Below are 24,504 nucleotides of genomic sequence, written 5' to 3' on the forward strand. Positions count from 1 at the left end.
CCATTTTTCAATTGCGAATTTGAATATTTCATGAATTCATTTCCGTTTTCAACTTCTTAGAAAATCGATGATTGGGGTGATTACCATGTTGAGATATACATTAAACCGTTTTAAATGGGCGATTATTACTTTATGGGCTGTTATTACATTAACGTTCATCATAATGCATACGATTCCGGGAAATCCATTTGCGAAAGAAGGAGCCATGCCTCCTGCTGTATATGAAAACCTTCAAGTCCACTATGGGTTGGACAAGCCGTTGTTGACCCAATATGGGAATTATTTATTGGAAGTCGTTCAATTTGATTTTGGTCCTTCATTGAAATCCTCATCCATTTCCGTGAATGATTACATTTTGAAGGGATTTCCAGTGTCCTTGCACTTAGGGGCACAAGCACTGGTGATTGCCATCTTCTTTGGGCTGATATTGGGTGTCGTGGCTTCACTGAAAAGAAATAAATGGCCCGACTATTTATCAATGGTCATTGCCATCGTTGGAATTTCCGTTCCTAACTTTATCCTGGCGACTATTTTAATCAATTATTTTGCGATTCAATGGAATATATTCCCTGTTGCTACATGGGCGACATGGCAGCATACCATTTTACCATCCATTGCCCTTTCGATGATGCCGCTTGCTTTCATCGCGAGATTGATGCGGACAAGCATGCTGGAAGTAATGGGGCAGGATTACATTTTAACAGCGAAGGCCAAAGGATTGAAACGGAGCGGTGTCATAATCAAACATGCGATTCGGAATGCGTTATTGCCGATTATCACGATTCTGGGCATCCTTACGGCTAATATCGTGACAGGAAGCTTCATCATTGAACGTATTTTTGGTATTCCGGGCATGGGAGATATGTTCGTAAAGGGAATATCCAACAGAGACTACCCGGTCATTCTTGGTTCCACAATTGTGTATAGTGCGGTGCTTATCCTATTGATATTCATAGTTGATATAGCCTATACGTTGATTGATCCTAGAATAAAAGTGACGGGGGAGAAGAAATAATGGCAGATAAAGTGCATTTAACCAAAGATATGTTCCAACCCGCTGAAGGCAACTTTAAGGAAGCCGAAAAAATAGCCAGACCTACTGTTTCATATTGGTCTGACGTCTGGCGTCGTTTTAAAGAAAATAAGCTGGCGATGACGGGATTCATTCTTATAATCCTCTTGGTCTTGATGGCGATTTTTGGTCCGTATATTAACGGATATACTTATTATGGACAAGATTTCGAGAAAAAGAATCTTAGCCCAAATAGCGAGCATTGGTTTGGAACGGATTCATCAGGAAGGGATCTATTTACGCGAGCTTGGTATGGTGCGAGAATATCCTTGTTCATTGGATTGATGGCAGCGCTGATCGACTTTTTAATAGGGGTCCTTTATGGCGGGATTTCAGCCATTCGCGGTGGACACACGGATAATATCATGATGCGGTTTGCTGAGGTAATCTATGCGATCCCATACTTATTGATGGTTATCTTGATGATGGTCGTATTAAAGCCTGGTATTCTGCCGATCATCATTGCGATGTCGATTACGGGGTGGATTCCAATGGCGCGACTGGTACGGGGACAGGTTTTACAGCTGAAAGAGAATGAATATATCCATGCTGCAACAATCTCTGGAGCCAATACGAGCTGGACTTTAAGAAAACACATGATTCCAAATACAATGGGGCCGATCCTTGTCAATTTAACATTGACTGTACCCACTGCTATTTTTGCCGAAGCTACACTTAGCTTTTTGGGGTTGGGAGTGCCGGCGCCTCAGGCAAGTTGGGGAACATTGACAAGTGATGCCCTGGGAAGCATTCTGGTAGGGAACTTCTACCAACTTTTAATCCCTGCAATATTGATTTCCTTAACGATGTTCGCGTTCAATGTGGCGGGTGACGGATTGCAGGATGCCCTAGATCCAAAACTAAGGAAATAAATGAGTCCTAACATCTAACATAAAGATTTGAAATTACTAGAATAGGAGGGACGATGATGGAGAATCTTTTAGAAGTCAACGATTTACAAATCACCTTCCATACTTATGCAGGGAAAGTGCAAGCGGTTCGCGGTGTGAACTTTGAAGTGAAAAAAGGGGAAGCCGTTGCCATTGTTGGGGAGTCCGGATGCGGCAAAAGTGTTACAGCGAAATCTATCATGAGATTATTGGAAACACCTCCAGCAGAGTATGGAAAAGGGTCGATAAATTTTGGCGGTAAAAACCTTCTTAAAATGAGTGAAACGGAAATGCAGAAGATTCGCGGAAATGAAATCAGCATGATTTTCCAGGATCCGATGACTTCGCTCAATCCGACAACGAAAATCGGCAGCCAGATCATGGAAGGTATTTTAAAGCATAATAAAAACATGTCCCGAAATGATGCATACGAACGGGCGTTGGAAACGCTCAAACTGGTAGGTATTCCTCAGCCTGAAAAAAGGATGCAGCAATATCCGCATGAGTTTTCAGGTGGGATGCGCCAAAGGGCGATGATAGCTATGGCCCTTGCTTGTGAACCGAAATTGCTGATTGCCGATGAACCTACAACAGCATTGGATGTAACGATACAAGCGCAAATTTTGGAACTGATGAAAGATATCCAACGAAGAATGGATACTTCCATCATTTTGATCACTCATGATTTAGGTGTGGTTGCGGAAACTTGTGAACGGGTAGTCGTCATGTATGCAGGCAAGGTCGTGGAAACGGGTACGGTAGAAGCTATATTTTCAAACCCGCAGCATCCATATACAAGAGGTCTGCTTAAAACGGTGCCAAGGCTGGATATGGAAAAAACGGCTCCATTGGTTCCGATTATCGGATCACCACCGGATTTATTGGATCCGCCAAAAGGATGCCCATTTTATCCAAGATGTGAGTCAGCAATGAAAGTGTGTAAAGACCATGATCCAGAGCTGGAAGTAGTGGAAGAAGGTCAGACAGCCGCATGCTGGCTGCACCACCCAATGGCAAAGGCAGCACAGGTACAAGAACCTACTAATGTATAAAGGAGGAGAACCAATGGTTTCACTGAAAAATAAGGCCGTAAAAGTAAAGACAGACAACGAAAATTCTCCTCTTGTTGAAATAAAGAATCTGAAGAAGCATTTTCCTATTGGTTCTCAATCGCTGAAAGCGGTAGATGGTTTGGATCTCAAAATCTACCCAGGGGAAACTGTCGGTCTTGTAGGGGAAAGCGGTTGCGGTAAGTCGACTGCAGGTCGTACGATCACTCGGCTTTATGAACCGACAGATGGAGAAGTCCTCTTTCAGGGGAAAAATATTTTCGATTACAAACCCGGGGAAATGTCACATATCCGCCGTGAAATACAAATGATTTTCCAAGATCCCTACGCATCCTTGAACCCAAGGATGAAGGTGGAGGAATTGATTGGGGAACCACTTGCCATTCATGGGATATCAAAAGGTAAAGAGCGAAGAAAACGGGTGGAAGACCTGTTAAAGCTCGTTGGTTTAAGTCCGGAACATATCACTCGTTTTCCGCATGAATTCAGTGGTGGACAACGCCAGCGTATTGGAATTGCAAGGGCGTTGGCATTAAATCCTAAATTCATCGTTTGTGATGAACCAATCTCTGCCTTGGATGTTTCGATACAGGCCCAAGTGGTCAACTTATTAAAAGAGCTGCAAAAAGAAATGGGATTGACTTATTTGTTCATCGCGCATGATTTATCGATGGTCAAGTATATTTCAGACCGCATTTTAGTCATGTACCTTGGGAAAATGATGGAACTTTCGGATAGTGATTCTTTAACGAAAGATCCGCTACACCCATACACACAGGCCTTGCTATCCGCAGTGCCGATACCAGACCCGACTATTAAACGGGAAAGAATCGTACTTAAAGGCGATGTACCAAGTCCGATCAATCCGCCGAGCGGTTGTGTATTCCGGACTCGCTGCCCTAAAGCGATGGAGATATGCTCCAGTGCTGTACCTGAATGGAAAGAACAAAAACCAGGGCATTTCGTTGCTTGTCATTTATATTGGTAAACAAAAAAACCAGTTGCAAATGCGACTGGTCTTTTTTTACACATTTAAGTAAAATATTTTTAGAAAAGAGTGATTATCCTTCAGATTTAAATTAATAATCAGCATGTCAAAATAAATAACTAGGAATCTGAAAATAAAACATATAATATGTAATTATATGTAAAAATTAAATTCCGTTGAATGTTTCAATTTGTGAGAGAAGGAGGGAATGTTATTGTATTCCACGATAACTAGTGAAATCGTCGATCGGATCATGATTGTTACCCTTAATCGTCCTGAGAGAATGAATGCTTTCAATGAAAAGATGTGTGAGGAGATGATTCGCGCTTTTAATGAAGCGGATGAAAATGATGACGTACGAGCCGTCATATTAACTGGTGCTGGGGATGCTTTTTGTGCCGGGATGGATTTGGAAAAAGGTGCAGAAACGTTTATGGATCACACTCCTTTGGTTGAATATCGCGATGCAGGGGGAATGTTGTCATTACGGATTTTTGAGATGAAGAAACCTATGATAGCGGCCATTAATGGAGCGGCAGTCGGGATCGGGATAACTATGACTTTACCCATGGACATCAGAATTGCTTCAACAGATGCAAAAATGGGTTTTGTATTTGCAAGGCGGGGGATAACGATGGAGGCATGCAGCGGCTGGTTCCTACCTAGGCTTGTCGGAATGGGAAAAGCTTCCGAATGGATTTTTACCGGCAGGATGATTACGGCCAGTGAAGCATATGAGGGAAGGTTGGTAAACAAGATCGTCGAGCCAGACGAATTGATGTCTGCTGCAATGGAAATTGCGACAGACATTGCGGAAAATACATCTTCCGTCTCTGTGACGTTATCCAGGCAGTTAATGTGGTCAATGCTCGGTGCAAACCATCCTGTTGAATCCCACAAAATAGAATCGAAAATGATTCATTGGACCGGAAAACAAGCTGATGCATTAGAAGGGATCAAAGCTTTTCTCGAAAAAAGGAAAGCTGATTTCAAAATGAAAAGCAGCACTGATATGCCTCCGTTTTATCCATGGGGAACGGATCGAACATATGAAGCGGATAAGAAATGAATGAATGGTGAGGTCGAAATCCAGGGCTTCGGAAGTGCGCGATAATTTTTACTTTTCGGATAAATTAGGGTTTCTTTTCTTAGTGTGTTATACTAGGTTTACCATTTACTAAACTTGTTTCATGTTCCCTATTCCCTGTGAATAGGGTTTTTTTATGATTGCTTTTTCAATCAAAAAAAACAGACCCTACAAGTAGGGTCCGTTATATATTGTATTTAAAATTACGCTTTTTGAACGTTAGTAGCTTGGGGTCCACGTTGACCTTGCTCAACTTCAAAAGTAACTTCTTGACCTTCGTCTAATGATTTGAATCCTTCGCTTTGGATAGCTGAGAAATGTACGAATACATCGTCTCCGTTTTCGCGTTCGATGAAGCCAAATCCTTTTTCTGCGTTAAACCATTTTACTTTACCTTGTTCCATTGTTGTTGCCTCCTAGTGTGAATCCACACATTGTGTTACTACCCTTGCTCAATCATTAGACGAAAAGTTTTTCACTTATCAATCTTCCCGAACAAAAATAATTCTTTTTAAATATAACAGATAATGTCGGAATCTGCAAGCTTACAAGGGAAGATTATTTATGTACACAGACCATGAACATTTCTTAATACCCTTTTTTGTAATCAAGTAAATTTGTTGAAGGTGTTTTACCTTTTAAATAGTTCTTTAAATTCGGGATGAAAATATCCTGAATTAGCCTTTGGTCGTAAAATTCCGTATTTCCGGATGTGTGCGGCGTGATGATTACATTGCTCAACTCCCATAATGGGCTATTCTCAGGAAGGGGCTCCGTTTCAAACACATCAAGACCAGCACCTGCAATATCTTTGTCCTTAAGCGCTTGAATCAATTCGTTTTGAATGACGAGGTTTCCCCTTCCTATATTAATGAAAAAAGCGGAGTGCTTCATTAACTTGAATTCCTTTTTGCCAAACATATTCCTTGTTTCTGGGGTTAAAGGTAATGTCACGACAATATAATCACACCTAGGAAGAAGGTCATTCAATTGTTTTTATGTGAACATCTCATCGACAAATTCTTCTGATTTACCGGAATGGCGCATTCCCAATACGGTCATGCCAAAAGCCTTGGAAATTTTTGCGGTTTCCTTTCCGATTTTTCCGACACCGATGATTCCGATGGTCTTTTCATGAATTTCCTGCTTCATATGTGCGTGATGCCAGGTCTTTGTCTGTTGTTGCTTAATATATGTATCTACTTTTCTTGTTAAGGCAAGCATTAACGCGAAAATAGTTTCTGAAATGGGATACGCATGAACACCGTTTGCAGTTGTAATCTGAACATTCTTTTGTTCTAAATTTGCAAGGGGTAAGGCATTCACTCCGGCGCTCCATGTCTGGATCCATTTAACATCGCTTGCATCAATCGATACAGACATTTCCGCTTTCCAGCCTGCGATCACTTCTGCATCGGCAATATGATCTCTCCATTTTTCCGGAGATCTTCCAGTGATAACAGTCCACTCGGGGATCAATTCTTGGATCTTCTGTAATAAGAGCTCATTCAAATTTTGGCTAATTACGAGTTTTCTTTTTGACATAATTATCCTCCTGTTCATTTTTCTGAATTATACGTAAGTTTCGATAATATTTCAATTGGGAAAGCGATTGCTTAACAACCTTGCTATAATACTAATAATCAATGGAATGGGGTGTAATCATGAAAGTGAAAGAAATATATGGACAGCTGCCTACTATAGAATCAAAACGTTTGGTCATGAGGAAAGTCACCATGAATGATGCCGAAGACATGTTCGCTTATGCATCCAACAGTGAAGTTTCCCGTTACGTCACATGGGAAGCCCATCGTTCCCTATGTGATACTAAAGATTTTATCCGATTTATCCTACAAAATTATGAGGATAAGAAAATCGCTCCATGGGGCATAGAACACAAGGAAAGCGGTAAGTTGATTGGTACTATTGATTTTGTTTCATGGCAGGTTGATCATCATAGTGCAGAAATTGGGTATGTGCTTGCACCCGAATATTGGGGGAGTGGATATATGACGGAGGCAGCTCAAAAGATAATCGCCTTTGGCTTCGAAAGTATGAACCTAGTTCGAATACAAGCACGGTGCTTTGTTGAAAATTCAGGTTCAGAGCGAGTCATGCAAAAGGCTGGTATGTCTTTTGAGGGAATCATAAGAAAAGGAATGTTTGTTAAGGGAAAGCATCAAGACCTAAAGCTATATTCCATTATAAAGTGATGGCTGAAGTCAGCTGTTTAAAGGGAAAGTAATAAGGAAGCATACATCGGTTGTGAAAGCCTGAATTGCTGATCAAGATTATTATGAATATGGGAAAATCAAAAACAAACAATATGTGCAAATATTGAATCAAAAACTATACAAAACGTCTAATGTAAAAAGTCGATTTGAAAAATATAATGAAACTATGAAATCGTGTTGAAATGGAGGGTTTATTAAATGACAGTTATCAATGATGTAGAAACGTTGAAAAATTATATCGGTGGCAAATGGGTGGATTCCACAACTTCGAAACATGAACAAGTGCCTAATCCGGCAACAGGAGAAGCGTTGGCAATCGTACCCCTTTCAACAAAGGAAGATGTAAACCAAGCGGTGCAGGTTGCTAAAAAGGCGTATAAAGAATGGAAAAAGGTCGCCGTTCCAAAAAGAGCTCGCTTCTTATTCCGTTACCAGCAATTATTGATAGAACACTGGGATGAGCTTGCAAAGCTGGTCACTATCGAAAACGGAAAAAGCTATACAGAAGCATACGGTGAGGTTCAGCGAGGGATTGAATGCGTGGAGTTCGCAGCAGGTGCGCCTACCTTGATGATGGGCAGCCAGCTTCCTGATATTTCCCCAGGCATTGAATCTGGCATGTATCGTTATCCAATGGGTGTCGTTGCCGGGATTACGCCGTTCAATTTCCCGATGATGGTGCCATGTTGGATGTTCCCGCTGGCAATAGCTTGTGGAAATACGTTTATATTAAAACCTTCAGAACGGACACCGCTGTTAGCCAACCGTCTTGTGGAACTATTGACACAAGCTGGTGTTCCGGATGGTGTTGTCAATATTGTCCATGGTGCCCACGATGTCGTGAATGGGATTATGGAACATGAAGACATTAAAGCGGTATCATTTGTGGGATCCCAGCCTGTCGCAGAGTATGTATACAAAACGGCAGCTGCCAATAAAAAACGTGTCCAGGCTTTATCGGGAGCGAAAAATCATTCGATCGTCATGCCTGATGCAGATTTGGATAATGCGGTAACGAACATAACGAATGCAGCTTTCGGATCTGCAGGCGAGCGCTGCATGGCTGCGTCAGTGGTTGTTGCTGTAGGTGAAGTGGGAGATACGCTCGTTGAGAAATTAAAGGCTGCAGCGGATAACATCAAGATTGGAAATGGAATGGATAAGGACGTTTTCCTGGGACCAGTAATCCGTGATACTCATAAAAAGAGAACAGAACAATATATTGAAATCGGGGAAAAAGAAGGAGCTGTCCTCATTCGTGACGGCAGGAATGAAGGCGATCAGGAAAAAGGCTATTACGTTGGACCGACATTATTTGATCATGTTAAAACAAACATGAAAATATGGAGTGATGAAATTTTTGCTCCTGTCTTATCCATAGTACGAGTTAATACCCTTGAAGAAGCAATTGAATTGACCAATCAATCCGAATTTGCCAATGGTGCCTGCCTCTATACGGATAGTGCAAAAGCCATTCGGGAATTTCGCGAAGAAATTGATGCAGGGATGCTTGGTATTAACCTTGGGGTACCTGCGCCAATGGCATTCTTTCCATTTTCCGGATATAAGAGTTCGTTTTATGGAGACCTTCATGCCAATGGGAAAGACGGCGTGGAATTTTACACTAGAAAGAAAATGTTAACGGCAAGATACTGATAGGAAAAAGGGGGTCGGCGCAAATTGTGGTCGGCCTTCCTTTATACATCAATTTAGGAGGAGTGTAGCTTATGCAGGTTGAAAAACAGGGTCAGGATCTTAAAGCGATGGATGGTAAATATGTGTGGCATCATATGAAAGGGGCTGAACCCACCCCTGGGGCAATGGTGATTAAAAACGGGCAAGGAGCATGGATTACGGATGTTGATGGGAATCGTTTCCTTGATGGGATGTCAGGATTATGGTGTGTCAACGTTGGTTATGGCCGCACGGAACTGGCTGAAGCAGCTTACGAGCAGTTGAAGGAACTTCCTTATGCCCCATTAACGAATAGCCACATCCCGGCTATTAAGCTAGCAGAGAAATTAAATGAGTGGCTTGGTGGGGATTATATGATTTTCTTCTCGAACAGCGGTTCAGAAGCGAATGAGACGGCATTTAAAATTGCACGGCAGTATCATCAGCAAAAAGGTGAACATGGACGTTATAAATTCATTTCCCGTTATCGCGGCTATCATGGAAATTCAATGGGAGCCCTATCGGCAACCGGGCAGGCGCAGCGAAAGTATAAATATGAACCTCTCGCCCCAGGATTTCTTCATGTATCACCGCCAGATTCTTACCGAAATCCAGAGGATGAAAGCGGTGAAAAAAGTGCGGCGGAAATTGAACGTACCATTACTTGGGAGCTGAGCGAAACGGTGGCTGCGGTCATCATGGAACCAATCATCACTGGGGGCGGAATTTTGATGCCGCCCGATGGATATATGAAACGTGTCAAAGAAATTTGTGAGAAAAATGGTGTCCTTCTCATTTCGGATGAGGTCATTTGCGGGTTTGGCCGTACTGGTAAGAAATTCGGATTTATGAACTATGATGTAAAACCAGACATCGTAACAATGGCTAAAGGAATCACGAGCGCTTATTTGCCATTATCCGCTACAGCCGTCAAACGTGAAATTTATGAAGCGTATATTGGCTCAGACGTTTATGACCGCTTTCGGCATGTAAATACATTTGGCGGCAATCCGGCTGCCTGTGCCGTCGCTTTGAAGAATATTGAAATATATGAAAATGAAAAACTAATAGAACGGTCCAAGGAGTTAGGGCTACGCTTTCTGCAAGAGTTTGAAGAAATCAAATCTCATCCCAATGTTGGGGATATACGTGGGAAAGGTTTGTTGGTAGGCATTGAACTAGTGGAAGATAAACTGACAAAACAACCGATCGAAATTTCCAAAATCAATAAAGTGATTGCATCATGCAAAGAAAAGGGGCTGATCATAGGTAAAAATGGCGATACAGTAGCTGGTTTCAATAATGTCCTGACTCTTGCTCCCCCACTTAGTATAACGGAAGAGGATTTTTCATTCATCATAACGACGGTAAAGCGAACGCTAGCAGAACTATGAAAATAAGGATTAAAACCTGAATGTTCAATCAAATTCATTATGTACCAGTTGATACACATAATATGCTTTTTAAATGAGACAGCTGCGTTCAGTTTTAGCACCGTTCAGAACTTTGAACGGTGCTTTTTCTATGATCAAGGAAGAATAAGCGTTAAAGGAATCTAGTATGAATTAAAGGCAAGGTTTTGGAATCGTTTTCCTTGCTTAGTTATAGCAGATGTTCGAAAATGGAATGATAAGGAGTGGTAGAAAATCATTATTAACCGGCAGAAGAGGTGAGGGACATGAATAATGAAGATATAACAAAAAAACTAACATTACATATCCCTGAAATTTTAGGGAGTGGGAATTTTTCAAAGTATGCTGTATTGGTACCGCTTATAGAGAAAGAAGATGGAATACATGTTCTTTTCGAAGAGCGCTCACACAAACTGAGGAGGCAGCCGGGGGATATATGTTTTCCGGGCGGGAAAATAGACAAGCTGGATCATGATGAACAGGCGGCTGCCCTAAGGGAAACATATGAGGAACTTAATTTGCGGAAAGAAGATATCGATAATGTCTTTCCAATCGATTATTTGGTATCTCCATTTGGGATGATCGTCTATCCTTATGCAGGATTTGTTCGTAACCATCAACGGATAGTACCTAATCCAGCTGAGGTAGAAACCATTTTTACGGTCCCGCTATCCTTTTTCATGGAAAAACCGCCAGAAATTTACCATGTCGAATATAAAGTGGAACCGCATGAAAACTTCCCCCATGATTTAGTCGTTGGCGGGGAGAACTATAAATGGCAGCCGAAACAGATGGAAGAATATTTTTACTTATATAATGGCAGGGTAATCTGGGGAATGACGGCGAAAATCCTTACCCATTTTATTGAAATTCTTCGTTAGACCCTTCTAAAGCACCTTTTTTTTTCGGTCTATTTCTATTAAGCTTTTATTATGGTAAAAGTTAGGTTTTTAATAGAAACGGGGGGATGAGTGGATGAAGTATAGTTTTGAAGTACTTGAAAAAGAACGGGAAATGGCAATGGCTGCACTGGTCAACTTCAATGAAAACCGCGAATACTATGATGAAACCAAAGATCAGGAACTTAAGCTAGCATACTACAAAGATGGTTCCTTGGACCGGGAAGGAATGAAGGACCTACTTGTGGCAACCCATAAAAACCAGCTGAACTACTCACCGCATCGTCATGTTTACCCATGGGTGGACTTACAGGAAAATGGCCAGCTGAAAAGTCTGTATTCCGGTAAAGGGATGGATCCAGTACAAGTGATTGAGGAAGATATCCGTATACTGGATGTATTGTCAAGAGGTATTGAATCAACAAATTCGGAGAACATTCTCCTTAATTGTGAACATGTTGTGCCTCAATCATGGTTCGATAAAAAAGAACCGATGAGGGGGGATTTGCATCATTTGTTCGCCTGTGAACCAACGTGTAATAGCAGCCGGAGTAACTATCCATACCATGATTTTGAGGAGTATATCCCTGAAAGATCGGCTGCCGATATAAAAGTGGGTTGCGGGAAATCAGAAGAAGGTAAATTCGAGCCTGAATACGGAAAAGGAATCGTGGCGAGGGCAACTTTGTATTTTTTACTCAGATATGAGGGAATCATCGATAGCGGCAAAATCGACCTGGCACTCCTTTTGGAATGGCATAGGCTTTTTCCCGTCAGCACATATGAAAAACATAGAAACCTCGCTATACATGAAATGCAGGGTAATCGTAACCCATATATAGATTTTCCCGAAATGGCGGAGAAATGGAATTAAAGAAGGATATAAAAAAGAGGATTGAAGCTGTAGTACAAGCTTCAATCCTTTTTTATTATGGATTATAAGAATTTTACGCAAACAGGGAAGGGAACTTGAACATCTTTTTGCAATAATGTTAATTTTCCGTCATGTTCATTCCGGGCATATAGTGTCAAGTTTCCTGATTGTTCATTAGAAGCGATCAGGAATTTTCCGCTAGGGTCCAATGAAAAATCACGTGGCCAATGTCCTTCGGTTGAAACCAGTTCCACGAATGCCAGTTTGCCTGTTTCTTGATTGATTTGGTAAACGGCAATACTATCATGTCCTCGGTTTGCGGCATATATGAATTGCCCGTCATCAGAAATATGAATGGCGCTTCCTTGGTTATTTTCCTTGAAATCTTCCGGGACGGTCCGTACCGTTTGTAATTCAGAAAAACTTCCGGTTTGACTATCGAAGCTCAAAACAATGACTTCTGGTACAAGTTCTGCCATGACATACGCATATTTTCCGTTTGGGTGGAAGGTCAAATGCCGTGGTCCGCTGCCGGGAGCAACAGATAAGCTGTTTACTTCTTTCAAAACCCCATTATTTATTTTATATGTAATTACTTTATCTATTCCCAGGTCGACTACAGCAATGAACCTTTCATCCGGCGTGAAACCAGCGAAGTGAGTGTGTGCTTTTTCCTGACGTTCAACATTCGGTCCTTGACCTTCATGTTGAACAGTGGATGATACAGGCAAAGGGGTCGCATCGCCATGAAGCGGGTATGATTCAATCACGCCTTCTCCATAACTGGAAGTGATCAAGACCTGCTTCTTGCTGTCGACACTTATATGGCAGGAAGAGCCATTTGGTGTCAGTTGTTTGCCCAAGAAGGTAAGCTCACCTGAATCTTCATTAATTGAATAGGCTGAAACTCCGCCGCTGCCCGCTTCTTTTAAAATGGCGTAAAGATTCTTTTTGTCCTGGCTGATGGCGACATAAGTCGGATCGGTCAATTCTGCTGCAAGAACCGGTGTGCTGAGTTTTCCTTCTGCTGTATCTAAAGTAAATCGGTAAATACCTTCGCTGTTTCCTTTTGTGTAAGTGCCTATGTATCCAATAATGTTCTGTTGATCATGTTTTGCCATATTTATCTCCTCCAAGAAAGATTTGTGTTTATTTTTATTTTAACATAGATGAAATCCATATATCCTTTTCCCGGTTTATGTTGAGTTGGAACCTTTTTCTTTTAGAAATTTTTGGGGTGATAAGAAAAAAACCCGACTAGGGGTCAAATTAAATCGACTGGCTTTGAGGCTTCGATGGAAATATGCCTAAACTCAGAAACGGAAAATAAACCCTGATCCGTCAGTTTGATTTCAGGGATGACAGGTAACGCCAAGAATGCAAGTGTAAGAAAAGGGTTGAAATGACTGTTAGCACCGAGTTTCAATAGGGCTTCATCGATTTTTTTCAATGAATGAACCACATCCATATAATTACGCTCACTCATCAATCCAGCTATTGGAAGCGGAAGGGAAGCGAGTATTTCCCCATTTTGGATTACAGTCAATCCACCCTGCATTTTTTTGATTTCCTTAGCTGCCAGCAGCATATCCTGATCATTCGTACCGGCAATGATCAAATTATGTGAATCATGGGCTACTGTCGTGGCAATTGCACCTGATTTCAAACCGAGCCCTTTGACGATTCCCAGACCCATTCGTTTGGTCATATGATGCCGTTCAATAACAGCAAGTTTTAGATGATCAACATGTTCGGAGAACTGAAATAGACCATTATGATTAAGTGTGACCGATTCAATCGAATGCTTTGTAATCAAGCTGTTTGGAGTTATCTCAATAATATTAGCGAACTCAGTTTTTAAAGGTATCGCGAAATCTTCCCCGGTTATTTCATGAAAATGAACAGAGCGCTTCAACCCGTCATCAATAACCTCTTTCTCATCAGCTGGAAAGTTAAGCAAACGATTATTTTGAACCATTAGGTTTCCATCTTTAAAGACCGAGTGGATTATGACTGAATCAAGATCATCCAATAGAAGGAAATCTGCCTTGTATCCAGGTGCAATTGCACCTTGTTCCTTTAAACCAAAGCATTCTGCTGCATTAATGGTCGCCATTTGAATGGCGGTAATTGGCGGGACACCTGTCTTTATGGAAAGTCTAACGTTGTGATCGATACTCCCCTCAGATACAATATCGTCAAGGTGCCGGTCATCGGTGACGAATAAACAACGGCGGAAATTCTGCTCATTAATAACTGGAATCAGGTTAATTAAGTCTTTGGCGACGGTGCCTTCCCTGATCATAAGATACATTCCTTTACGCAGTCTTACTTTTGCCTCTTCCGCTGTAGTGCATTCATGATCCGTTTTAATGCCTGCACTCAGATAAACATCGAGCTGTTGTTCGGATAATCCAGCTGCATGGCCATCGATGCTTTTGCCAAGTCTGTTTGCATCGTATATTTTTTGCAGCATATCCTCATCTGTATGTGAAACGGCTGGGAAATTCATTACTTCGGCTAAACCAAGCACTCTCGGGTTTTGATAAAAGGAAATTAAATCTTCACTTCTTAAGACCGCACCGGAATGTTCAAACTCCGTAGCAGGCACACAAGAGGGCATCATGAAGTAAAAGTCAAAAGGAAGTTGATCGGATTGTTCGATCATATATTCCATGCCCTTTTTGCCAGAAACATTGGCAATTTCATGAGGATCTGCAACGATGCAGGTCACACCATGTAAAAGTAGGATTTTTGCGAGTTCATAAGGCCTGACCATCGATGATTCTATATGAACATGGCCATCAATGAAGGAAGGGGATACGAATCTTCCTGCAGCATCGATTTCCGAAATACCCTCATAACGCCCAATTCCAGCAAAGTAACCATCGGCGATCGCAATGTCGCCTGTATAGACATCACCATTGAAAACATCTATGATTTGCCCGTTCTTAATGACGCAATCCGCAGGTGTTCTTCCTGTTGCAACGTCAATTCTCCTTTTAAGCAAGTTTTTTTTCATATTCATAACCCCTTAGGCAATATATAACCGGTTAATATTTCACTTTTTCAGTATTGGTTTCCCATGTTCGGAAGGGTAAATCGTGGTCATTAAAAGACAATTGTTTCATTTTAATTGTGCGATTTTCCATTGGCAGGGCAAGTTCTTGGTATATAAAGTGATCATCAAAGCCAATAAGTGCAGCGTCTTCTTTAGTGCATGCGTAATAAATGGCTTTTGGACGTGCCCAATAAATAGCACCGATGCACATGGGGCATGGTTCGCAGCTAGTGTATATTTCACAATCTGTAAGCTGGAAGCTGTCGAGATTCCTGCATGCATCACGAATCGCCTGTACTTCGGCGTGCGCTGTAGGATCGTTGGCCGTTGTCACATTATTACATCCTCTGCCTACGACTTTGCCATCTTTTACGATTATAGCACCAAAAGGTCCTCCGTTCTTCGCCAGTACATTTTCATATGCAAGCCGAACAGCCATCTCCATGAATTTTACATCCACTAAAAAACACCCCTTCATATAGTAATAACCCCAAAAGTGTTAATGTTACGTTTTTTAACGTAAATATAATAAACAATATACCATATGCAATCAGAAATGGAATATTGTTTTCTGAAAATAAAGAAAAATCATTTTATGTTAGAATATATGACGTGCACTTTAAAGTGGTTTATAAGAATTTTTACAAATAATTATAAAACTGATATTGTTAGAAGAAAATCATTAAAATTATGAAGGTGATATGCATGGGTTTTTTGGGAGTTCTTTTACCGATATTCGGTATATTTGTTTTAGGGTTCATCGGTCAGAAAAAGTTTAAACTTGATACAAAATCGATTTCCACGATGGCATTATATTTAATGTCACCTTTTCTTGTATTCCGGACTTTTTATTCCGCAGAATTTACGATTAATTATTTTTACCTGTTCTTATTCACGATAGTACTTTGCCTATCTCTCATACTGGTAGTCTACATAATATCTTTTTTTCGCAATTATACAGTCACTGAAACAAGCGGCATGATATTGGCATCGGCCTTCATGAATAACGGGAATTACGGAACACCCGTCATTTTCCTGTTATTCGGAGCCGCAGGACTCGATTATGCAATCATCCTTATGGTGGGACAGCAGTTAGTGATGTGCACGATTGGCATATACTTCGCAGCAAAGGGCAGTCCGGAAGGTAACGGAGTTCAAACAGCAATTAAAGCGGTATGCCGGATGCCAATTGTTTATGGAGCTTTAGCAGGTACAGTATTTCAGTTCGTGAACATACCTTTAAGCAATTCGGTTATGGAAGCTATTAACCTTGTTGCAAACGCAGCAATCCCAACAATCATGATTACATTGGGAATGCAGCTGGCCAACATCTCCCTGAAAAAAATTGCCTATCGAAAGCTATCAGTTTCGCTTCTTCTTAAACTTGCCGTTTCACCAGCAATAGCCTTCCTGTTATCACTTGCCTTGCCAGTGGGTGAAATGGTCAGGCATATCATGATCATCGTAGCTGCCATGCCAACGGCGGCAAACACTACGATGTATGCGCTCCAATTCAATACGGAGCCTGAATTCGTTTCAAGTGCTACGTTCATTAGTACATCATTAAGCCTGGTTACACTTCCAATCATCTTTTTCTTCGTATTATAGAAGATTATGATTCTAATTATGTGGGCAAACTTATTATAAATACGAATCGGAGGTTTTCTACCTAATAAACTCGATCCGGCCAAATTATAAGCATGGCCCTTGATTACCAGATCTTGGTCTAGGTTCCCATCGCGGTTAATGAACTTATGGCCTTGCATTTAGGTGTTATTAAAAATGATATTCAACAATTTCATTTAATATTAAAGAGTGAGCTTGTTAAACAGGCGTTTTTTTAAATGCCTATATTTGATTGGAGGGGTTTTGTGTTCCAGACTGAAATTAAACTGATTAATACTGGAAAGATTGATGCCATACTAAAGGAAATCGTGCTGAAAACCTATGAAGAAGCACTGGAAGAAAAACTCTTGCTTTGCATGGAGTGCGGAGATGTCGATTTTTATATCGTGTATTCAAATAATGAGGAGCTTCAAGATGCGATTAATGAAAACTTTGATATTGATGAATATGGCGAAATCATGAAAATAGATGAACATCAGGAACTTATGGATGATTTATTCGATTATTTCTTAATCATACATAAGGAAAGTGATTTGTTTGATTTTTTTTCAGCAGGTCGATATACCCACAATGGGGAAATTCGTGAATCGGATACGGATATGCTGGCGCCAAAGGGTTTATATTCAGCTCCGTTTGAAGATGCGATAAAGGAATGATGAAAAAGACAGCAATTGCTGTCTTTTTGTATTCTTTAAACCTTATTCAGCTTTCGGGAAATAACTGACTTTTTACAAAAAGAGGGAATTTTTCCAAGGGGATATCAGTTTAAATTTATCATTTTTATGAAATATAGCAATAATATCATGAAATATGATATCGTTTGTAACAATTTAAAGTTTATATGGTAATTTTAAGAAATGTTATATATAATAAAAAATGAGAATATTGAATATATTATTTAAATTACTAGTTTAAAATAACAATTAAAATGGTCGCTTCACTATCAATATTGAAATATTGGGAAATAATATTGGAAGAAAGGATTATACATAAGATTTGATTCGAGTTAAGAGAATGCTATATTTACGCTTTTAGAATTCTGATAATTGTAAATTTTCAGTTTTACAAGAATGATTATGGGCGGGGTGCTAATTTATGATAGTTTTTGACCGAGTGAATAAGTATTATGGCGATTTCCATGTATTGAAAGAAATTAATCTTACAATCAAGAAAGGGGAAGTGGTAGTGGTCATCGGGCCGTCCGGATCAGGGAAAAGTACCCTGCTTCGATGCATTAATCGTCTAGAGACCATTTCGGAAGGATCCCTTTCAATAAATGGTTTAAATGTAGCGGATAAAAAAACGGACATAAACAAACTTCGTCGGAATATCGGCATGGTTTTCCAGCATTTTCACTTGTATCCCCATAAAACCGTGCTCGAGAATATCATGCTTGCTCCCAGGAAGGTTCTGGGGCAATCCGAAGAGGAAGCGAAAAAGGTTGCACTGAAGTATCTGGACAAAGTGGGGATTGGAGATAAAGCAAATTCATTTCCTTCCCAGCTTTCAGGTGGACAGCAGCAACGGGTTGCGATTGCCAGAGGTTTGGCAATGGGACCCGAAATCATGCTTTTTGATGAACCTACCTCAGCCTTGGATCCGGAAATGATTGGCGAGGTACTGGATGTAATGAAAGCACTTGCCCATGAAGGGATGACGATGGTGGTGGTTACGCACGAAATGGGATTTGCCCGTGAAGTAGCGGATCGAATCGTATTCATGGACGAAGGCAGGGTTTTAGAAGAGGCATCACCGGCTGAGTTTTACGCCAATCCTCGTGAAGAGAGGGCTCGTTTATTCCTTAGCCGTATATTAAATCATTAAATAAAAAACAGGGGTGAATTTCATGTTGAAGAAAAAGAAATGGTTAAAATTATCTTTGCTATCATTACTGGCTGTCATTTTATTAGCTGGATGCGGCGGGGGGAATGATTCCGACAAAGCTGAAGAGGGTGGAGGTAAAGGTAAGGAAGAAGATGTTCTCGCACAAGTGAAGGAAAAGGATAAGATCGTTTTTGGGGTGAAAAATGATACAAGGCTATTCGGATTGAAGAATCCTAGTACTGGAGAGGTAGAAGGCTTTGATATTGATATTGCCAAAGCCCTTGCAGCAGAAATCCTTGGTGATGAGAATAAAGTTGAATTTAAAGAAGTGACTTCTAAAACTAGGATGGCCTTATTGAATAATGGTGATATCGACGCAATTGTAGCAACTATGACAATCACGGAAGATCGTAAAAAAGAAGTTGACTTCACTGATGTCTACTTCGACGCCGGACAATCTCTGTTAGTCAAAAAGGGCAGCGATATCAAGGGTATTGATAGTTTAAAAGGGAAAAAGGTATTGGCCGTCAAGGGCTCTACTTCTTCCATAAATATCCGTGAAAAAGCTCCTGAAGCACAAGTGCTGGAATTTGAAAACTATTCCGAAGCGTTCGCTGCACTTAAATCCGGACAAGGGGATGCACTGACTACGGATGATTCCATCCTTTATGGAATGGCAGATGAAGATCCAAGTTATGAGCTTGTTGGTGGTACATTTACGGAAGAGCCTTATGGAATTGCCGTGAAAAAAGGAAATGCTGAATTTGTTGAAGAGTTGAATAAAGCCCTTAAGTCACTTAAAGATTCAGGCAAGTACGACGAAATCCATGATAAATGGATTAAACATTAAACATTTTAGCAAATGTATATGGGCAGCTGGCCTTGAATGACATTTGAACATTTGTCTGTGAGGATGAGCGTTTTGCTCATCCTTACTAGTTAAAGGAGTTGTATGCCGTGCTTGATTTCTCCATTTTAACAGAGAATCTGGATATGTATTTATTAGGCTTTAAAAATACGATCATGTCGAGTTTGGTCGCGTTGGTAGCGAGTTTGATTCTTGGTGTGCTAATTGCCATCATGCGGATTGCGCCAATAAAGCCGTTAAACTGGCTGGGTACCGTCTATGTCGAGTTCATTCGGAACATACCGTTATTGATCATTACCTTTTTTTTCTTTCTCGGTCTTAAACTAAGCGGTCTATACGCAGGGACATTAGCATTGACCATTTACACTTCATCTTTCATTGCTGAGGCAATTCGGGCAGGCATACTTTCCGTGCCAAAGGGTCAAATGGAAGCTGCCCGTTCTTCAGGTCTGACATATGGGCAGGCCATGAGACTCGTCATACTGCCGCAGGCAGTTAAAATAGTCATTCCTCCTTTAGGGAACCAATTTATCAATCTAGTAAAGAATTCTTCCATTTTAGCCGTCGTTGCAGGACTCGACCTTATGTACCACGGGGATTTGATTTCTTCAAGGACATTTGTCGTGTTTGATGTGTACATTTTTGTTGCAGCGTTTTACTTAATACTTACCATTCCTTTAAGTTTTGGCGTTGGTTATTTGGAAAAACGTCTGGCTAAGAGTAATTGAGGGAGGTATAAGATATGGATTTTGCAGGTGCCTATACACCAGATAATCTTAAGTTTTTATTAGAAGGATTTTGGGTAACGCTCCAGGTAGCATTTATATCCATTATTCTAAGTTTCATTATTGGCGGGCTTGTAGGTATAATCAGATACGCAAAAGTGCCGGTGTTATCACAAATATTAGCTTTAATTGTAGAAACGGTACGTAATTTACCTCTGTTATTAATAATATTTTTTACGTATTTTGCTTTGCCTGAGATACGGATTAAACTGGAAATCATACCAGCAGCCATTGTTGCCTTGACAATTTTCGAATCAGCCATGCTTTCTGAAGTCATCCGAAGTGGGCTAAAATCCATTGATAAAGGCCAAATGGAAGCTGCCCGTTCATCAGGCTTGAGCTATACACAGGCATTGATACATATTATTCTGCCCCAAGCGCTGCGCCGCATGGTTCCTCCCATTGTCAGCCAATTCATTTCTTTATTAAAGGATACCTCTTTAGCTGTTGTCATCTCTTTACCGGAGCTGACTCATCATGGTCAAATCATATATGGACAAAGTCAAAAGTATTTAATACCGATTTTGATCCTGGTGGCGCTCATGTATTTCATAGTTAACTATAGCCTTTCTTTGGTAGCCCAGAGACTTGAATTGAAACGCACCTAAAAAAACGACTCAGAAATGAGTCGTTTTCTACTTGACTGGGAGGTTCGGAAGTGTCTCACACCAAATCATAAAACAAGACTTGGTTTACTCCATGATTTTTTTATATATTAATTGGATGGAACCGCTAGTAGATTAAAGGAATTTGCGACACTCCTGCCAAATTACTGGCTAGCCGAGACCCCGCAGACGCTTGCTTTGATGAGGCTTGGCAGACAGTCGGAAAGGGAGTGGATTTCTGAAATCACCTGGAATGTAATTTAAGAAAAAACCGTAGGCTGGAATCACCTCGAACCAAGCACAATTCCATGTTATCCTTTATGTTTTTTAACTGTTTTATGAAAGCCCCAATATATTGAAGAGCTTGGCAGACCGCTGGTTGAAAGGGAGGGGCTTCTGGAATCAACTGGAATATTAGTGATGAATGTGTAACAAAAAATGAATCTTTTGCTTTTAATAACCGTATATATAAAGGAAGAAAGAAGGTGGGATATATGTCGGAAGTTAAAAGAAACAATAGCAAAGCGATTGTATCATTGATCATGGGGGTATTATCCCTGTTTATTCCATTCATCGGCATCATATTAGGTATTCTAGGGTTAATATTTGCATCGAAGAGTAAACAAGAAATTAAGCTTACTGGTGAATCTGGAAATGGTTTAGTGACAGCTGGAAAAGTGTGCAGCATAATTGGAATAATCTTGAATGTTCTCATGATACTGATTTTCCTAGTGTTTTTTTATTTCGTAGTTAATACGGACATATCAACCTATTGAATGTATGTATTAACTTGACAAACAAAGAAAAGTAAATTAAACCTATATAAAATGGAAATTCATGTTATAATTAGTATAAAAACCTAAATATTGTATGAAGGGATGATATTTTGACCATTCAAATCTTTGAGTACCCAGCCGTATTCTATTATGAGAAGCACCCGTTGATTATCGACTCTTTTTCCGTTCAAGTTTGTTTCCCGGATTTTAGGCGAGAAGGAATTATTTCTTCCGTTAGCGGCAAAAATCGGTTAGATGCCTTAGCTTGTGCTCAAGAACTGTTGGAATCCATGGTCGAACATTTTATTCACGATAAAAAAACAATCCCGGATGCTAGCGAAATGGAAAAGGTGAATCTGGATCGGGGAATTAATATATGCGAGGCTGCACCCTTCAGGATTGAAATAGAAAATATCACATACGAAAAATAAAAAAACCTTTCCGGTTAAAGGACAAGGTTTTTATTTTGGATTTCCTGAAATTCAATGAACAATTTGTAACCCGGAATGTCAGACCAGTACATAGTAAGGTGAAGTCGACGGTGATAATGATACCACTGCATAAAATATAAAGAACCATCATTTCCTGTAAAAGGAAAGATGGTTTTTTGTTTCGCTAAAATTTTTCCCTTTAATTATTTTTTATTTTTGGAGAAAGGATATTGCGTTCTTTATAACGAATAGGTATAGTATAGGTAACATAGGTAAAAAGTATCAATAGTTATATATTTTGGAGGTGTATGTGTGAAATATTATATAGCATCAGACGAAAAAAATTTGAAGCAAGTTAAATCATTGATCAAGAAATTGACTTCAAAAGGGTTTACTTGTGTGAATGACTTGAATTTAATTACAAATGATGAGAAAAACCAAATAACGGACGGCATTGGAGATTATGAAAAAAAGGGGATTGAGGAAGCCGATTTCATGCTGATTTTCCTAACGGCAGGAAAAGGTAATCTATATGAGCTTGGATATGCTTTATCTTTAAATAAGAAAATTATTGTGTATTCGCCTGAGAAAGACAATTATCATATTAATAAAAAATCAATATTTCATAATCTGCCCGAGGTAACAATCTGCAGCGGGACCTTTTATAAGCTGGTTAAGTTGATACATACGCTTTCTCCCGAAGGATCTGAAAAAGGTTCATTGAATCTTAAATAAATGTCAAATGTAAAATTTTAAGGATACCCACTAATAAAATTTCTTTTGACCGAAGTGTTTAATGGATTAAAAATGAGGGTAAAGACCATTAAAAAAGGGAGAGGACTGTTTTGGCCATTATTGATATCGACCAATTATTGTTAGCCACTGAAGCGATAGCAGAAGAGTCAGTTCCATTCCATCTTGATACATTTGACATCGATCAACTTTTAGATAAAACGGATAATTGGAATTGGTAAGGAAAAGCATGCCCAAAGAGGATATGCTTTTTTTATAGAGAAAATAACCTGATTGCCTGTATAAAAATAATACAAGTAATCAGGCAAGTGAGGATTTTTTAATGAAGTGGATAAAGTTAATACTTGCGTCCTTTTACGAATCCTAAAATCACAAACATCGAAATGGTGCCGATAACAAAAATTGATTTAATTGTTGTTACGAGAATATCATCGTACATTTGTATTACCTCCTTGTATGTAATGACAGTGCGATTATGATTAGCTGTTGATGTATAAATTATAACATAAAGTTAATAACTGATGGTGGAAAATTAAAACCGATATGGGTAATAATGTATTGGTTGTACAGTTAAAACATAAAAAAGATATCCTCTAATCAGTGGATATCGGTGAGAAAATTATTTAAGTCCTAGTGCTTTTTTTGTTTTTGGTCCGACGATACCATCAGAAGTAAGTTTTTTGGACTTTTGGAATTTCTTCACAGCCGCTTCGGTGTTTTTTCCAAATGACCCATCCACTCCTTTAGTGCTGTATCCAAGTTTAGTTAATCTTTTTTGTAGTTCGATTACTTGGGGGCCACTGCTTCCTTTCTTCAGGGTGGCGTTTGAATTTACCGGCAGGCTCACAGAACCGCTTACTTTATATCCATTCGTGGCAGCTATGTTGGCAAATGATTTATTCGAACTGGCAATCAAGACTACGGTGTTCATTCTCACCCTATCGTAAAGCCATTGAACATCATCGTTATACATACGAATACAGCCTGCACTTATATATTTCCCGATGGTTGTGGGATCATTATTGCCGTGTATTGCGTACGTATTACCTGGTGTATTCCTTGCATTGATCCCCAGCCACCTTTTACCTAGAGGGTTTTTTGGGTCTCCACCTCTAATGTTGCCTTTATAATAGGGACGATTCACAATCTTTGTCACTACTTTGAACTTTCCTTCAGGAGTGTAGGAAGCTTTCTTACCTGTCGCCACGATGAATACCCTCACCAATTTATCATTTTCGTAATAGGCAAGCTGATTATTGGTTTTATTGATGATAATCAGTTGTCTTGCTGCCGCACCTGAAGTATTACTGAACCCCAAAAAACTAAAGGCGAAAATCAATACAAATACAATTAATTTTTTCATGTTTTTCCCCGTCCCTCATTTAAGCAACCTACATTTACACATATACTATCCTATGCATGAAGTGAGGCTAAAGTGACATTTTTTTAAAATAAGGGTAGACTAATTAACTATGGGAAAAGTCAAACTTGGACCAAATTCTACTTTTATGCATGCTTAAAGAATGATGGGCACTATTTTTGGTCATATTACATACATTATTGAAGTGAAAGTGG

Annotated in this window: 25 protein-coding genes and 1 pseudogene; 20 read left to right on the forward strand and 6 right to left on the reverse strand. The window is 39.9% G+C overall.

From position 1 onward, the window contains the following. The first annotated feature begins 85 nt into the window (after positions 1–85). The 5 genes from ACIQ0C_RS05375 to ACIQ0C_RS05395 all read left to right on the forward strand — a co-directional run bounded on the left by ACIQ0C_RS05375 (position 86) and on the right by ACIQ0C_RS05395 (position 5,089). Entirely contained in the window at positions 86–1,015 is a 930-nt protein-coding gene (locus ACIQ0C_RS05375) for an ABC transporter permease (protein WP_402837404.1), read from the forward strand. Next, positions 1,015–1,944 carry an ABC transporter permease gene (locus tag ACIQ0C_RS05380; RefSeq protein ID WP_403057760.1) on the forward strand — a complete coding sequence of 310 codons (930 nt, stop codon included), beginning with the start codon at positions 1,015–1,017 and terminating at the stop codon, positions 1,942–1,944. The genes ACIQ0C_RS05375 and ACIQ0C_RS05380 overlap by 1 nt, the downstream gene beginning before the upstream one ends. A gap of 56 nt (positions 1,945–2,000) precedes the next feature. After that, positions 2,001–3,014: an ABC transporter ATP-binding protein gene (locus tag ACIQ0C_RS05385; protein WP_403058097.1), complete on the forward strand. Its 1,014-nt coding sequence runs from the start codon at positions 2,001–2,003 to the stop codon at positions 3,012–3,014. A gap of 13 nt (positions 3,015–3,027) precedes the next feature. After that, positions 3,028–4,020, forward strand: a complete 993-nt coding sequence (locus ACIQ0C_RS05390) for an ABC transporter ATP-binding protein (RefSeq protein ID WP_403057763.1) — start codon at positions 3,028–3,030, stop codon at positions 4,018–4,020. 214 nt (positions 4,021–4,234) lie between these two features. After that, the gene (locus ACIQ0C_RS05395) at positions 4,235–5,089 is read left to right on the forward strand and encodes a crotonase/enoyl-CoA hydratase family protein (protein ID WP_402837399.1); all 855 of its coding nucleotides are present in this window, start codon (positions 4,235–4,237) and stop codon (positions 5,087–5,089) included. Positions 5,090–5,310: 221 nt separating this feature from the next. On the opposite strand, the gene ACIQ0C_RS05400 is transcribed toward ACIQ0C_RS05395, so the two are convergent. Together ACIQ0C_RS05400 and ACIQ0C_RS05405 are read right to left on the reverse strand one after the other, a co-directional pair. Next, on the reverse strand, positions 5,311–5,511 hold the full coding sequence (locus tag ACIQ0C_RS05400; RefSeq protein WP_029714163.1) for a cold-shock protein: 201 nt from the start codon (positions 5,509–5,511) through the stop codon (positions 5,311–5,313). A 184-nt stretch (positions 5,512–5,695) separates the two neighbouring features. Continuing rightward, a pseudogene (locus ACIQ0C_RS05405) lies at positions 5,696–6,652 on the reverse strand (D-2-hydroxyacid dehydrogenase). A gap of 119 nt (positions 6,653–6,771) precedes the next feature. On the opposite strand from ACIQ0C_RS05405, the gene ACIQ0C_RS05410 reads away from it, so the two are divergent. From ACIQ0C_RS05410 to ACIQ0C_RS05430, 5 genes are all read left to right on the forward strand, one after another. Then, positions 6,772–7,320: a GNAT family N-acetyltransferase gene (locus ACIQ0C_RS05410; RefSeq protein ID WP_403057766.1), complete on the forward strand. Its 549-nt coding sequence runs from the start codon at positions 6,772–6,774 to the stop codon at positions 7,318–7,320. A gap of 219 nt (positions 7,321–7,539) precedes the next feature. Then, positions 7,540–8,997, forward strand: coding sequence for a CoA-acylating methylmalonate-semialdehyde dehydrogenase (locus ACIQ0C_RS05415; RefSeq protein ID WP_402837395.1), 1,458 nt, complete (start codon positions 7,540–7,542; stop codon positions 8,995–8,997). A gap of 71 nt (positions 8,998–9,068) precedes the next feature. Further along, positions 9,069–10,409 (forward strand): aspartate aminotransferase family protein, encoded by a 1,341-nt coding sequence (locus ACIQ0C_RS05420; protein ID WP_403057769.1) that lies wholly within the window; start codon positions 9,069–9,071, stop codon positions 10,407–10,409. A gap of 284 nt (positions 10,410–10,693) precedes the next feature. Continuing rightward, the gene (locus ACIQ0C_RS05425; RefSeq protein WP_403057772.1) at positions 10,694–11,308 is read left to right on the forward strand and encodes an NUDIX hydrolase; all 615 of its coding nucleotides are present in this window, start codon (positions 10,694–10,696) and stop codon (positions 11,306–11,308) included. A gap of 94 nt (positions 11,309–11,402) precedes the next feature. Further along, entirely contained in the window at positions 11,403–12,200 is a 798-nt protein-coding gene (locus tag ACIQ0C_RS05430) for an endonuclease I family protein (RefSeq protein WP_403057775.1), read from the forward strand. A 62-nt stretch (positions 12,201–12,262) separates the two neighbouring features. On the opposite strand, the gene ACIQ0C_RS05435 is transcribed toward ACIQ0C_RS05430, so the two are convergent. From ACIQ0C_RS05435 to ACIQ0C_RS05445, 3 genes are all read right to left on the reverse strand, one after another. Then, entirely contained in the window at positions 12,263–13,321 is a 1,059-nt protein-coding gene (locus ACIQ0C_RS05435) for a lactonase family protein (RefSeq protein ID WP_403057778.1), read from the reverse strand. Positions 13,322–13,464: 143 nt separating this feature from the next. Further along, positions 13,465–15,228, reverse strand: coding sequence for an adenine deaminase (ade, locus tag ACIQ0C_RS05440; RefSeq protein ID WP_403057781.1), 1,764 nt, complete (start codon positions 15,226–15,228; stop codon positions 13,465–13,467). A 25-nt stretch (positions 15,229–15,253) separates the two neighbouring features. Further along, the gene (locus ACIQ0C_RS05445; RefSeq protein ID WP_402837383.1) at positions 15,254–15,739 is read right to left on the reverse strand and encodes a nucleoside deaminase; all 486 of its coding nucleotides are present in this window, start codon (positions 15,737–15,739) and stop codon (positions 15,254–15,256) included. Positions 15,740–15,966: 227 nt separating this feature from the next. Between ACIQ0C_RS05445 and ACIQ0C_RS05450 the strand changes: the two genes are divergently transcribed. From ACIQ0C_RS05450 to ACIQ0C_RS05495, 10 genes are all read left to right on the forward strand, one after another. Then, on the forward strand, positions 15,967–16,869 hold the full coding sequence (locus ACIQ0C_RS05450) for an AEC family transporter (protein WP_402837381.1): 903 nt from the start codon (positions 15,967–15,969) through the stop codon (positions 16,867–16,869). Between the two features lie 263 nt (positions 16,870–17,132). After that, positions 17,133–17,543 (forward strand): hypothetical protein, encoded by a 411-nt coding sequence (locus tag ACIQ0C_RS05455; protein ID WP_403057784.1) that lies wholly within the window; start codon positions 17,133–17,135, stop codon positions 17,541–17,543. Positions 17,544–17,982: 439 nt separating this feature from the next. Next, positions 17,983–18,711: an amino acid ABC transporter ATP-binding protein gene (locus ACIQ0C_RS05460; RefSeq protein ID WP_403057788.1), complete on the forward strand. Its 729-nt coding sequence runs from the start codon at positions 17,983–17,985 to the stop codon at positions 18,709–18,711. A gap of 22 nt (positions 18,712–18,733) precedes the next feature. Beyond that, positions 18,734–19,561 carry a transporter substrate-binding domain-containing protein gene (locus ACIQ0C_RS05465; protein WP_402837376.1) on the forward strand — a complete coding sequence of 276 codons (828 nt, stop codon included), beginning with the start codon at positions 18,734–18,736 and terminating at the stop codon, positions 19,559–19,561. 107 nt (positions 19,562–19,668) lie between these two features. Further along, the gene (locus tag ACIQ0C_RS05470) at positions 19,669–20,307 is read left to right on the forward strand and encodes an amino acid ABC transporter permease (RefSeq protein ID WP_402837374.1); all 639 of its coding nucleotides are present in this window, start codon (positions 19,669–19,671) and stop codon (positions 20,305–20,307) included. A gap of 14 nt (positions 20,308–20,321) precedes the next feature. Further along, positions 20,322–20,972: an amino acid ABC transporter permease gene (locus tag ACIQ0C_RS05475; RefSeq protein ID WP_034307000.1), complete on the forward strand. Its 651-nt coding sequence runs from the start codon at positions 20,322–20,324 to the stop codon at positions 20,970–20,972. A gap of 491 nt (positions 20,973–21,463) precedes the next feature. After that, positions 21,464–21,745 carry a DUF4190 domain-containing protein gene (locus tag ACIQ0C_RS05480; protein ID WP_402837371.1) on the forward strand — a complete coding sequence of 94 codons (282 nt, stop codon included), beginning with the start codon at positions 21,464–21,466 and terminating at the stop codon, positions 21,743–21,745. Positions 21,746–21,855: 110 nt separating this feature from the next. Next, entirely contained in the window at positions 21,856–22,176 is a 321-nt protein-coding gene (locus ACIQ0C_RS05485) for a type II toxin-antitoxin system HicB family antitoxin (protein WP_403057792.1), read from the forward strand. 312 nt (positions 22,177–22,488) lie between these two features. After that, complete coding sequence (locus ACIQ0C_RS05490; RefSeq protein WP_402837367.1) at positions 22,489–22,911, forward strand: nucleoside 2-deoxyribosyltransferase; 423 nt, start codon at positions 22,489–22,491, stop codon at positions 22,909–22,911. Positions 22,912–23,021: 110 nt separating this feature from the next. Further along, positions 23,022–23,150 carry a hypothetical protein gene (locus ACIQ0C_RS05495; protein ID WP_402837365.1) on the forward strand — a complete coding sequence of 43 codons (129 nt, stop codon included), beginning with the start codon at positions 23,022–23,024 and terminating at the stop codon, positions 23,148–23,150. Between the two features lie 398 nt (positions 23,151–23,548). On the opposite strand, the gene ACIQ0C_RS05500 is transcribed toward ACIQ0C_RS05495, so the two are convergent. Then, on the reverse strand, positions 23,549–24,292 hold the full coding sequence (locus ACIQ0C_RS05500; protein WP_402837363.1) for a L,D-transpeptidase family protein: 744 nt from the start codon (positions 24,290–24,292) through the stop codon (positions 23,549–23,551). Positions 24,293–24,504 lie beyond the last annotated feature (212 nt).

Source organism: Peribacillus sp. NPDC096448 (assembly GCF_044762675.1).
GTDB classification, from domain to species: domain Bacteria; phylum Bacillota; class Bacilli; order Bacillales; family DSM-1321; genus Peribacillus; species Peribacillus frigoritolerans_B.